Origin of the sequence: Nesterenkonia sp. NBAIMH1 (assembly GCF_007922635.1) — a bacterium.
Classification (GTDB): domain Bacteria; phylum Actinomycetota; class Actinomycetes; order Actinomycetales; family Micrococcaceae; genus Nesterenkonia; species Nesterenkonia pannonica.
The window spans coordinates 298562-310007 of the sequence record NZ_CP042335.1; the positions used below are offsets into that span (position 1 = coordinate 298562).

Below are 11446 nucleotides of genomic sequence, written 5' to 3' on the forward strand. Positions count from 1 at the left end.
GTGCCCTGCATCACACAGATGATGCCCTCACTCGTCGCCTCCGTCAGAGTTTCTCCCATTCACCGGGATAACGCGACCATTTGGCCGCACAGTTTGGCGGTGTCTGTGACTCGTATCACACTATGAGAGGAGCGTGACCAGCACCCCTCAGCGGAAGGACGAAGAAATGGCGAACTCAGCCTCAGGCGAAGCTGTCCTCGACCGCGTCATGCGCATACTCAGCATCGTGGAGATGGAGCAGCACCTGCCCGCCGGGCAGCTGGCCCGCCAGACCGGGCTCCCCAAGAGCACCGCATACCGCCTGATCGATGATTTGGCGCGCAGGGGGCTCCTCCAGCGGGACGCCCGGGGCGAGGTGACCCTGGGCAGGCGGATCTGGGGCATGGCGCAGCACACTCCCCTGGCAGCCATGCTTCGCCAGGCCGCCCTGCCCCAGATGCAGGAGCTCAACAGCCTCGTCGGGCAGACCGTACAGCTCGCCGTCCTCGAGGACGCTCAGGTGCTGATCGTCGAACGCCTGTCCCGCACCGGCGCCGTCACCAACCCCGCGGAAGTGGGCACTCACATGCCAGTCCACCTGACCTCCATGGGGCACGTGCTGCTCGCCTACTCCCCCCGAGAGACCGCCGAGTCAGTCATCCGGCAGCAGCAGCACCGCATCGCCTCCGAGCGCCCGCAGCTGCGCTCGGAGCTTGCCGATACACGCAGACGCGGATTCTCACGCATCAACGAGGCCATCCACACCGGCACGATGGGAATCTCCGCACCCGTGATCGATGAGCATGCCAGCGCGGTGGCCGCACTGACGCTGGTGGTCCCGAGCGACGATTCGAAGCTCGGCCTCTACGTGAGCTCGCTGCAGGCAGCGGCGCGGAGCATCTCCAAGCACCTGCGGTCCTATCACCTTCCTCCGTCACGACCCGCCTCAGCTGCCGCTGCGTAGATCAGCCCATTGGATGGGACCCGATTTTGCTCCGCGGACGAGATCAGCGAGTGTGATATGACTCACACACGAGTACACCGCACGAGAGGAACCCCCATGCTTAGGACCGATTCCACCCGACGGTGGGCACCCGCCCGCCAGACCATGCTGCTCACCGCAGGCATCGCAGCGCTGACCCTCAGCGCCTGCAACGGCGACGGCGACGCCGAGGGCGGCGCTGAGCCCGGCGACGACGGCGAGCTCACTCCCATCGAAGTCGGCGCACTGCCCATCGTCGACACCGCGCCGCTCTATGTCGGCGTGGAAGAGGGCATCTTCGAGGACCACGGCCTGGACGTCACCATCACGCAGGCCCAGGGCGGCGCTGCCCTGCTGCCCGCCGTCACCGGCGGAGACATGGACTTCGGGTTCAGCAACGTCACCTCGCTGGTCATCGCTCACGCCCAGGGACTGGACATCGACATTCTCGCCGGCGGCAGCGCAACCACCGGCGATCCGGATGAGGACTTCGCTTCGGTCGTCGTCTCTGAGGACTCCGACATCGAGGAGATCGAAGACCTGGAGGGCGCATCCATCGCGGTGAACACGCTCAGCAACATCTCGGACTCCACGATCAGCGAAGCGGTGGAGCAGGCAGGCGGGAACTCTGACGCCATCGACTTCGTCGAGATGCCGTTCCCGGACATGCCGGCCGCGCTGGAGTCCGGCCAGGTGGACGCGGCCGCGTCCGTGGAGCCGTTCCAGACCATCACCAGGAACGACGGTGCACGGTCAGTCTTCTCCAACTATGCCAACCCGATTGAGGACCTCACCGTGGCCGTGTGGTTCACCGCTGGGACATATGCAGAGGAGAACCCTGAGATCACGGAGGCCTTCACAGAGGCTATGGGTGAGGCCCAGACGTTCGCCGATGAGAATCACGATGTGGTCCGCGAGACGCTGCCCACATACATGGACAGCGATGAGCAGGTGCTCGAGGAGCTGACGCTGGCGCACTACCCGGCAGCAGTCAACGAGGACTCGCTCCAGCAGATCAACGACATCTCCGCGGACAGCGACATCATCCCCGAGCCGATCGACATCGAGGAGCTCTTCAACGAGTACTCGCTGCGCGACTGATCGTTCGCGCGCACAAAGAAGGGAGGGAGCCCGATCCGGGCCCCCTCCCTTCTTTGTGGCTTCAGCCTAGGACTGGCTGGTCCGCCAGCCTCCTGCGTACTCCTTGCGCGCAACCAACGAGTAGGGCACAGGGGTGACCACAGCCCGCACCTCAATCTGCTCGTGCGGCTCAACGGTGGGCTTGGAGGTTCCTCCGCCGGGCTCGCCCCACAGGACCTTGACCTCAGCACCCTCGGGCACATTGGCATCGACGGTGGCCAGCGAGAGCACCGTCCGGTCATTGGCGGTGTAGCCGGTGAACATCGACAGGCCCACGGTGGTCCCCTCTGCGTCGAGGACGGCGTCGTAGTTCGACGAGCCGTACTGGGCCATGGGGAGGTCGAAGTACTTGTACTGCGGGCCGTCCACATCGACGAGCGAGCCCCAGATCTTCTTCATGTCCTCTGCGTTCCAGGCCAGCGTCACTTTGCGCTTCTGGGTCGCCGGGTCCACCTGCTCGAGCGCCTCACGACCGATGAAGTCATGGTCGAACCGCACAAAGCCGCCGTAGCCCAGCTCCCATGGCGTGAGGTAGTAGTCCTCGATCGAGCCGCCCACATAGCTGCCTGCGAGCGCGTTGACAGCCTCGTAGCTGTCGGCGCCGAGCCACTCACGGTAGCCGCGCAGCTCTTCGCCGGTGTAGATGGCCGGCAGCGGTGATGGGATCCAGCCAGACTCGATGGTGTTGGATGAGTAGGTTCGCGAACCCACGGGCACCATCCCGAACTCGGCGCCGGCCTCGAGGATCGTGTCGCGGATCTCGAAGTAGTCCTCGTAGGGTCCCCACAGCTCCAGGCCTGGAGCTCCGGCCATTCCGTGCCGGAGGGTGCGGACCTCTTTGCCGCCGATGTTCATGGAGGACATGTTGAAGAACTTCAGCTGCTCGAGGGAGCCGCCGTGGAGCTTCTCGATGACCTTCCAGGCGTTCGGGCCCTGGATCTGGAACCTGTAGTACCGGCGCGAGACGGGGCGTCCCATCGGGTGGGAGGGCGAGCGTCGGTCCACCTCGACCTCGACGTTGTAGCCGCCGGTCTCGGCGTGGAACAGGAGCCAGTTCGCTGCAGGGCTGCGCCCGACGTAGACGAACTCCTCCTCGGCCAGGCGGAACATGATGCCGTCACCGATGACGTGTCCCGAGGGAGTGGTCGGCACGTACTGCTTGGCCTTATTGACCTCGAAGTTGGCCACCGAGTTGATGGCTGTGTCCGAGATGAGCTTCAGCGCGTCGGGACCCGTGATGAACAGGTTGTCCATGTGGTGGGACTGGTCGAAGAGCACCGCCGCCTCGCGCCAGGCCTTCTGCTCGGTGCGCCAGTTGGAGAACTCCGTGGGGACGACGGGGTAGACGTAGGCCCCGAGCTGTGAGTTTCGGAGCAGGTCGACGGTGCTGTCGGCCCCGTCGAGCACGTCCTGGAGTGAGCGATGTGACATGGTGTGTTTCCCTTTCTCGTGGATTTCAGGCCGATGAGGCGCTGGCGTCGTGCTTAGCCTTCTGGATCTGCTGGTACACGTGGTGGCGGAGCTCTGTGAAGCGCTGCTCCGATCGTGTTTCGAGCTGGGTGCGCTCGCGGGGCAGGTCAATGTCGATGTCGTCCTGCACCACGGTCGGCGAGGAGGAGAGCATCAGGACCCGCTGCCCCAGGTACACGGATTCGTCGATGTCGTGGGTGATGAAGAGGATCGTCAGCCCGTGCTCCATCCAGAGCTTTCGGATCAGATCCTCAAGGTCGGCACGAGTCTGAGCGTCGACAGCCGCGAACGGCTCGTCCATCAGGAGGACTTCGGGCTGGTAGGCGATCGCCCGGGCGATCGCCACACGCTGCTGCATGCCCCCGGAGAGCTGCCAGGGGTATGACCGGGGCACGTGGCTGAGCCCCACGGCTTCCAGAGCGTCCTCCACCAGCTTCTTGCGCTCGCTCTTGGGCACACCGGCATTCTTCAGCGGCAGCTCCACATTGGAATCGACCCGAAGCCACGGGAAGAGGGACCGGCCATACTCCTGGAATACGACGGCCATGTTCTTGGGAGGTCCGTGAACCGGTTCACCGTGGAGGATCACTTCGCCGTCCGTGGGCTCCAGGAGCCCGGCGATGCACTTGAGCAGCGTGGTCTTGCCCGAGCCTGAGGGCCCCACGAGGCAGGCGAGGTCGCCGCGGGCCAGGTCGAAGGTGATGCTGCGGACAGCTTCGATGGGTCCGGCATCGGACCGGTAGGTCTTCTTGAGTCCCCGAATCCTCAGCAGGGTCTGATCGTCGGGGAGGGTCTTGCCCTCGGGGAGCTGGGCGGCGGTGTCAGGCTGCATTTTCTACCTCTTTCAGGCCGTGGTACCAGCGCAGGAGGCGCTGCTCTACAAATCGGAAGATGAAGGACAGGGTCACGCCGATGAGTCCCAGGACTACGATCCCGGACCACATCTCGGAGATCGCGAAGGAGCGCTGGAACTGCACGATGGTGAATCCGAGTCCCGAGGACGTGGCGAACATCTCGGAGATGACCATCAGGATCAGGCCGATCGACAGGCTCTGGCGAACACCGGCCATGATCGTTGGGGCGGCCGCTGGAAGCAGCTGGTACCTGACACGGTTGAAGCCGCTCAGCCCGTAGCTGCGTGATGTTTCGGACTGGACGGGGTCGATGGCCCGGACGCCCTCGATGGTGTTGAGGAGGATCGGCCAGATGCAGCCCGAGACGATCACCGCGACCTGCATGGGGGCGCCGACTCCGATGAGGAGCATCAGGACGGGGATCAGCACCGGCGGGGGAAGGGCCCGGAAGAACTCGAACACGGGCTCGGTGAGCTGCCGGATCACGCGGTTGAGGCCGATGAGCAGTCCGAGCACCACCCCGAGGATCAGGGCGAGGGCCAGGCCGATGAGGAGTCGCTGGAGGCTGGGAAGGACATCCCGGGTGAGACGCTCGCCGGTGATCCAGGTGTCGACGAACGTCTCAGCGAGCGGAATGGGCTCGGGGACGAAGAAGCTTGGGCTGGTGGTCGCGTACGCCCACCACGCTGCGATCAGCAGCACCGGCAGGGCGAAGAGCGCCAGCACCGGCGAGATATAGCGCTTGAAGATCCTCATGATGCGAGCTCCCCTCGGACGGATGTGTGCCATGACAGGACGCGGCGCTCCAGGAGGCGAGCACCGAAGTTGATCACGACGCCCAGGGCCCCCGTCGCCAGGATGAGGGCGTACATGTTGGTGATGGCACCGCCCTGCTGCGACAGCGCGATGTCGCTGCCCAGACCCGGGGTGCCGATCACCAGACCTGCGGTGATCGCGAGGATCAGTGCGACAGCCGCGGCCAGACGCAGTCCGGTCATCAGATAGGGGAGCATCGTCGGGATGACGACGTCGCGAATCCGCTGCCAGTAGCTGAATCGGTAGGACTGTGCGGTGTTCATCGCCACCGTGTCGATGTCGCCGACTCCGTAGAGGACCTGAATCAGCACCTGCCAGAAGCAGGCGTAGACGATGAGCAGCAGAGCGGAGTCCAGGCCGATGCCGAAGAGCAGCACTGCCAATGGGATCAGTGCCACGGAAGGGATGGGCCGCAGGAACTCGATGGTCGAGTGGGTGTAGCGGCGCAGGAAGCTGCTCATGCCGATCACGAGGCCGAGAATGGTGCCGGCTGCTGTGGCGATGAAGAGTCCTATTGCCCAGGCCTGCATCGTGACGCCTACGGAGGACCAGAAGCCGCCGTCGGCCAGATTGCCCGCCGCTGTGATCAGCACTTCGGTGGCGGGCGGCAGGTATCGGCTGTCAGCGAGGCCTAGTCTGGGAAGCAGTTCCCATATCGCCAGGAAGGCGAGGATCCCGGTGAGGCCCAGAACGGGTGAGCCCCAGGACCGACCAGAGGTCGGCCTTCGCCGGGATGAGGTTTCGGGTGCCACGATGTGTGCCTCCTGTGGGTGCAGCTGAGTCGTCCTTGTTCAGCCATCATGTGACACAGGGCACAGTTCTGCTTGGCTCGGACTCATTCAGTGGGACTTGCAGGGCTGGACTGCAGTCTCTCCACAAGACTGTGGCCTACGCCACATACATGGAGGGGCCGTTGTCAGGGAGCAGAGCATCATCACACCTTGCACTTGCGACTCTCGTCTTCGTTGCCGCGGCAAACCTGCGGCCTGCCATCAGCGCCGTCGGGCCGCTGCTGGAGACCATAGGAGATGAGACGGGCGCAGGGCCCACTGCCCTGGGGGCGCTGGGCGCACTGCCCGTCTTCACCTTCGCCCTCGTCTCCCCCTTCGTCCACCTGCTGTCTCGGCGGTGGGGCATGGACCGCACCGTGCTTGCCGCCCTGACCGTGCTGACGCTGGGCACTGTCGCCAGATCCGCGGGGGGCGAGGCGGTGCCGCTGTTCGTCGGAACGCTCATCCTCTCTGCGGCCGTGGCGGTCCTCAACGTGGTGCTCCCAGCAGTGGGGCGCAGGGACTTCCCAGATCGGGTGCCCGTGATGACGGGCGCCTACACGGCGGTGATGACCGGTGTGGCCGCGCTCGCCTCAAGCACGGCCGTCCCGCTGTCAGGCGCGCTGAACTGGGAGCTTGCCCTGGCAGCAGCAGCTGCTCTCTCGCTTCTCGCTGCGCTCCTCTGGGGGTGGCGCCTGGGCCGCAGCGGCCCCGGTGAGGCCGTCGACAGCAGCAGGACGGGGCGCGAGGACTCATCCCGCTCCGTGTGGTCCGCTCCCTGGCCTGGGGAGTCATGATCTTCTTCGGCTTCCAGTCAGCGATGTTCTACTTCTTCCTGACGTGGCTTGCCGCCATCCACACGTATCACGGGTTCAGCGCCGTGACGGCGGGACTGGGAGTGGGCATCTATCAGGCGACGGGCATTGCGGCGATGCTGCTGATCTCCCGCATTCTGCAGAAAGCCCGGGACCACCGGCTCGTGGTGGGGGTCACCGGAGCGGGAATGGCTGTCGGCAGCCTGGGGATGGTGCTGCTGCCGGAGCTGATGCTGCTGTGGGCCGTCGTCAGCGGCTTCTTCTCGGCCAGCTCTCTGCTCCTGGCACTGACGATGATCAGCCTGCGCGCGGAGGGGCCGCAGCAGGCCGGCGAGCTCTCAGGCATGGCCCAAGGAGTGGGCTACATCATCGGCGGCACTGCCCCCCTCGCGGCCGGGTACCTCTTCCAGGTCAGCGGCACCTGGACAGTGCCCCTTGTGCTGAGCCTAGGGGTCATCGCGGTGTACACCGCGATGGGAATGTGGACCGGACGGGATGTGGGTCTGTTCGGGGAGGGGGTCAGTCGGTGAGCAGCTCGAAGTCCAGACGATCCTGGATCTCCTCGGCGCTGAGCCCGTAGGCCTGACGCAGCCTGACCCCACCTTCTTCGATGTGGAAGACCCCATGATCGGTATAGACCCGACTCACACACCCCAGCCCCGTCGCCGGATACCCCAGCTGCGGAACAATCTTCGCCGTACCGTCCTTGGCGAAGAGGCTCATCATCACAAACACATCCTTAGCCCCGATCGCCAGATCCATCGCACCGCCCACCGCCGGAATCGCATCCGGGGCACCAGTGGACCAATTGGCCAGATCCCCACCAGCAGAGACCTGAAAAGCACCCAGGACACACACATCCAAATGCCCCCCACGCATCATCGCGAAGGAATCAGCATGATGGAAATAGCTGGTCCCCGGCAGCTCCGTGACCGGGATCTTGCCCGCATTGATCAGATCACCATCGACCTCATCCCCCTGCGCCGCCGGACCCATCCCCAACATCCCATTCTCGGTATGCAGAGTCACCCCCTGCTCCGGGGTCAGATAATCCGACACCGTCGTAGGCTGACCGATCCCCAGATTCACATACGAACCCGCCGGAATATCAGCCGCCACCAACTCAGCCAACTGCTGCCGAGACAACGTCTCACTCATCGCCGAAGCCTTCCTTCCCTGCTCGCAGCCTCACCGGACGCGGTGGGCACCTCCACCACAGTGTCCACATACAGCCCCGGCGTGACCACCGACTCAGGGTCGATGGACCCAGCCGGCAGAACCTGCTCCACCTGGACCACTGTGCGCGCTGCCGCAGCGGCCATCACCGGACCGAAATTCCGGGCCGTCTTGCGATACACCAGATTCCCCATCTCATCAGCTGCCAGCGCTTTGATCAGCGCCACATCACCGCCCAAGGGGTACTCCAGCACGTAGTTCCGGCCCTGAATCTCCCGGACCTCTTTGCCTTCGGCCAGCGTGGTTCCGTAGCCGGTGGGAGTGAAGAAAGCCCCAATGCCCGCACCCGCTGCGCGCAGCCGCTCAGCCAAATTGCCCTGAGGCACAAGCTCCAACTCAATCCGACCAGCCCGGTAAGCCTCATCGAAATGCCACGAATCCGACTGCCGCGGAAACGAACAGATGATCTTCCCCACCCGGGACTCCTTGACCAGCAGCGCCAACCCCGCATCACCCTGACCGGCATTGTTGCTCACCACCGTCAACTCCTTGGCGCCAGAGTCCAGCAGCGCATCAATCAGCTCATGAGCCTGCCCAGCATTGCCGAACCCACCCAGAAGCACCGTCGCCCCATCACCGACTCCAGCCACAGCCTCAGCAGGGTCAGCCGCAATATTCACCGACATGCCTCACTCCCCTTCCGCGTCGACGTTCTCAAGAACAACAGCCAGGCCCTGACCCACACCGATGCACAGTGTCGCCACGCCCCACCGCTGCCCGTCAGCCTGCATGCGGGCCGCCAACGTCGACAAGCACCGGGTCCCTGACGCTCCCAGCGGATGCCCGATCGCGACCGCTCCGCCCCACGCATTGACGATCTCTGGGTCGATCCCCCACGCATCGATGCACGCCACAGATTGAGCCGCGAACGCCTCATTCAGCTCCACAGCTTCGACACGGTCCCACGTCAGGCCGGCGTGCTCCAAAGCCCTGTTTGAGGCCTCGACAGGCGCATAGCCGAAGAATTGGGGCTCGTTGGCAGCCGCGCCCCAGCCGGCGATGCGAGCCTGAGGCTTCAGGCCCAGCCTCTCCCCGCCGGCCCGGGACCCGATCCACGCAGCCGACGCCCCATCATTCAGCGGTGACGCATTCCCGGCCGTCACCGTGCCGCCCTCCTTGCGGAACACCGGAGACAGATTCGCCAGCGACTCAGCACTGACGCCCTGCCGCAGGGTCTCGTCCCGGGTCAGGTCCGCGCCGGGAACCTCCACGGTCAGTCCCTCATACTTTCCAGCATCCCAAGCCTCCAGCGCTAGGCGATGGGACCGGGCGGCGAACTCGTCCTGACGGATCCGAGAGACCCCGTACTTCTCCCGAAGCTGCTCAGTGGCCTCACCCAACGAGACCGTCCACTCCGCAGGCATCCGCTCATTGATCAGCCGCCACCCCAGCGCAGTGTTCACCAGCTCAAGGTTCTTCATCGGGAAGGGACGCTCCGTCTTCGGCAGCACCCACGGCGCCCGCGACATCGACTCCACACCCCCGACCAGCACCACATCAGACTCCTCCAGCCTCACCTGGCGGGCAGCCTGAATCGCCGCGTCCATCGAAGACCCGCACAGCCGGTTCACCGTGCTGGCAGGAACTGACGTCGAACCCCCAGCCAACAGCCAGGCCATACGAGCGACGTTGCGGTTCTCCTCGCCAGCACCATTGGCGTTGCCGAAGATCACCTCACCGACCACATCGCCGGCGTCCTCACCGGAGACGCCCGGAGCCCGAGCCAGCAGCTCGCTGATCACCACCTCCGCGAGGTCATCCGGACGCACCCCCGACAACGCCCCGCCCACCTTGCCGAAAGGAGTGCGCACACCATCAAAAACAAACGCGTCAGTCATATGTGGAACCGTAATTCGTGGTTTGTGTCACAGTCGCAAGGTCTCTCATTCAATGGAATCCCGCGGCTCAGAAGGGGTACGGAGGGATGTTCCCGGACACCGTAAGCCACTGCGTCTCTGTGAAGGCTTCGATGTTCGCCGCGGCACCCCCGTGACGGGAGCCGTTGCCGGAGTCCTTGGTCCCTCCGAAGGGAGCCGTGGCTTCGTCGGCCACCGTGGACTCGTTGATGTGCACGATTCCGGAGTCGAAGGCGTCCGCCACAGCGATGGCCTCACTGACGGGGCCCAGCACGGACAGTGAAAGCCCGAACTGCGAATCGTTGGCCAGACGAACAGCCTCCTCGACGGAAGACACCGGGGCCAGGGGTGCGACGGGGCCGAAGATCTCGTCGCACCAAGCGGGGTTGTCGGAGGCCACATTGCCCAGCACCGTCGGTCGGTAGAAGAGGCCATCATGCGTGCCGCCGGCCAGCAGCTGGGCGCCCTGCACGAGCCCGTCCTGGACGATGGAGTCGACCCTCTTGAGCTGGTTCTCGTCGATGATCGGCCCCATCATCACACCCGACTCCGAAGGCCTGCCGACCATGATTCCGTCGGCCTTCTCGGCCAGAGCCGATGCGTATTCGTCGTAGATGTCCTCGTGGATGATGTGGCGGCCGGTGGTCATGCAGATCTGCCCCTGATGCATGAACGATCCGAACGCGGCAGCGGAGACGGCCTTCTCGATGTCCGCGCCGGGCAGGACCACCATGGCGTTGTTGCCCCCGAGCTCCAGATGGGCTCGCTTGAGGTGCTCCGCGCAGAGGGCGCCGATCTTCCGGCCTGCGGGCGTGGAGCCGGTGAAGGCCACCACTCGTGTCTCGGGAGCCGTGATCGTGGCCTGGCCGATCTCCGCGCCGCCTGGCAGCAGGTGCAGCAGCCCTTCGGGCAGCCCCGCCTCCTCGAAGATGCGGGCCAGCACCACGCCGCCGCAGACCGCGGTGCGCGGATCCGGCTTCAGCAGCACGGCGTTGCCCAGGGCCAGAGCAGGCGCAACGGCGCGGATGGACAGGATCAGGGGGAAGTTGAAGGGAGCGATGACGCTCACGACTCCAGCCGCCCTGCGTCGAGCGATGGACCAGTGAGGCTTGTCCGTGGACAGCACCTCCCCGATGGGGTGAGTGGGCAGTGCGGAGGCCTCGTAGCACTCCTCCGCCGCGATGTGCGTCTCCAGCTGAGCCTTGGGCGCAATAGCGCCCGACTCCTGAACAATCCACTGTTCGATCTCGGCGGCGTGCTCCTCGAAGAGCATGCCGGCCTTCCGAAGCACCGCGGCCCTCTCGGACGGCGGACGAGCGGCCCAGTCACGCTGGGCTCGGGCGGCACTCTGAGCTGAGGCGCGCACATCGTCTGCGGAAGGCATGCCCCAGCTGCCGAGCTCGGCCTGTGTGGCCGGATCTGTGGCAGTGCCTGTCTCGCCTGAAGAGCTCCAGGTGCCGGTGAAGAGCTTTCCTGACCAGATGTCGGGGTTGAGCAGAGTCATGACGGTGGTCCTTTCCTACGAACG

Annotated in this window: 12 protein-coding genes; 4 read left to right on the top strand and 8 right to left on the bottom strand. The window is 65.1% G+C overall.

Features of this window, described 5'->3' with window-relative positions; all coding sequences use genetic code 11:
- Positions 1-133: 133 nt before the first annotated feature.
- Complete coding sequence (locus tag FS388_RS01360; RefSeq protein ID WP_146338985.1) at positions 134-943, top strand: IclR family transcriptional regulator; 810 nt, start codon at positions 134-136, stop codon at positions 941-943.
- 96 nt (positions 944-1039) lie between these two features.
- On the top strand, positions 1040-2062 hold the full coding sequence (locus FS388_RS01365; RefSeq protein WP_246836250.1) for an ABC transporter substrate-binding protein: 1023 nt from the start codon (positions 1040-1042) through the stop codon (positions 2060-2062).
- 66 nt (positions 2063-2128) lie between these two features.
- On the opposite strand, the gene FS388_RS01370 is transcribed toward FS388_RS01365, so the two are convergent.
- From FS388_RS01370 to FS388_RS01385, 4 genes are read right to left on the bottom strand one after another with little or no spacing between them, the layout of a single operon-like run.
- Positions 2129-3532 carry an aminomethyl transferase family protein gene (locus FS388_RS01370; protein WP_146338987.1) on the bottom strand — a complete coding sequence of 468 codons (1404 nt, stop codon included), beginning with the start codon at positions 3530-3532 and terminating at the stop codon, positions 2129-2131.
- Between the two features lie 25 nt (positions 3533-3557).
- A complete protein-coding gene (locus FS388_RS01375) occupies positions 3558-4403 on the bottom strand; it encodes an ABC transporter ATP-binding protein (RefSeq protein ID WP_146338989.1) in 846 nt (281 codons plus the stop codon).
- Positions 4393-5181 carry an ABC transporter permease gene (locus tag FS388_RS01380; protein WP_210410213.1) on the bottom strand — a complete coding sequence of 263 codons (789 nt, stop codon included), beginning with the start codon at positions 5179-5181 and terminating at the stop codon, positions 4393-4395. Before FS388_RS01380 ends, FS388_RS01375 begins: the two co-directional genes overlap by 11 nt.
- A complete protein-coding gene (locus tag FS388_RS01385; RefSeq protein ID WP_246836251.1) occupies positions 5178-5993 on the bottom strand; it encodes an ABC transporter permease in 816 nt (271 codons plus the stop codon). The genes FS388_RS01380 and FS388_RS01385 overlap by 4 nt, the downstream gene beginning before the upstream one ends.
- A gap of 131 nt (positions 5994-6124) precedes the next feature.
- On the opposite strand from FS388_RS01385, the gene FS388_RS01390 reads away from it, so the two are divergent.
- Complete coding sequence (locus FS388_RS01390) at positions 6125-6808, top strand: MFS transporter (protein WP_168198554.1); 684 nt, start codon at positions 6125-6127, stop codon at positions 6806-6808.
- A complete protein-coding gene (locus FS388_RS01395; protein WP_146338997.1) occupies positions 6778-7356 on the top strand; it encodes an MFS transporter in 579 nt (192 codons plus the stop codon). Before FS388_RS01390 ends, FS388_RS01395 begins: the two co-directional genes overlap by 31 nt.
- Here FS388_RS01395 and FS388_RS01400 read toward each other — a convergent pair.
- The 4 genes from FS388_RS01400 to FS388_RS01415 form a co-directional block, all read right to left on the bottom strand.
- Positions 7346-7984 (bottom strand): 3-oxoacid CoA-transferase subunit B, encoded by a 639-nt coding sequence (locus tag FS388_RS01400; RefSeq protein ID WP_146338999.1) that lies wholly within the window; start codon positions 7982-7984, stop codon positions 7346-7348. The genes FS388_RS01395 and FS388_RS01400 overlap by 11 nt on opposite strands.
- A complete protein-coding gene (locus tag FS388_RS01405; protein ID WP_146339001.1) occupies positions 7981-8688 on the bottom strand; it encodes a 3-oxoacid CoA-transferase subunit A in 708 nt (235 codons plus the stop codon). The genes FS388_RS01400 and FS388_RS01405 overlap by 4 nt, the downstream gene beginning before the upstream one ends.
- A 3-nt stretch (positions 8689-8691) precedes the next feature.
- Positions 8692-9900 (bottom strand): thiolase family protein, encoded by a 1209-nt coding sequence (locus tag FS388_RS01410; RefSeq protein ID WP_146339003.1) that lies wholly within the window; start codon positions 9898-9900, stop codon positions 8692-8694.
- A 67-nt stretch (positions 9901-9967) separates the two neighbouring features.
- Entirely contained in the window at positions 9968-11422 is a 1455-nt protein-coding gene (locus FS388_RS01415) for a benzaldehyde dehydrogenase (RefSeq protein ID WP_146339005.1), read from the bottom strand.
- Positions 11423-11446 lie beyond the last annotated feature (24 nt).

Bases quoted from the DNA above. Each gene is read 5' to 3' on its own strand.
- FS388_RS01365 (WP_246836250.1), top strand. From the start codon at position 1,040: ATGCTTAGGACCGATTCCACCCGACGGTGGGCACCCGCCCGCCAGACC.
- FS388_RS01370 (WP_146338987.1), bottom strand. From the start codon at position 3,532: ATGTCACATCGCTCACTCCAGGACGTGCTCGACGGGGCCGACAGCACC.
- FS388_RS01375 (WP_146338989.1), bottom strand. From the start codon at position 4,403: ATGCAGCCTGACACCGCCGCCCAGCTCCCCGAGGGCAAGACCCTCCCC.
- FS388_RS01380 (WP_210410213.1), bottom strand. From the start codon at position 5,181: ATGAGGATCTTCAAGCGCTATATCTCGCCGGTGCTGGCGCTCTTCGCC.
- FS388_RS01400 (WP_146338999.1), bottom strand. From the start codon at position 7,984: ATGAGTGAGACGTTGTCTCGGCAGCAGTTGGCTGAGTTGGTGGCGGCT.
- FS388_RS01405 (WP_146339001.1), bottom strand. From the start codon at position 8,688: ATGTCGGTGAATATTGCGGCTGACCCTGCTGAGGCTGTGGCTGGAGTC.
- FS388_RS01410 (WP_146339003.1), bottom strand. From the start codon at position 9,900: ATGACTGACGCGTTTGTTTTTGATGGTGTGCGCACTCCTTTCGGCAAG.
- FS388_RS01415 (WP_146339005.1), bottom strand. From the start codon at position 11,422: ATGACTCTGCTCAACCCCGACATCTGGTCAGGAAAGCTCTTCACCGGC.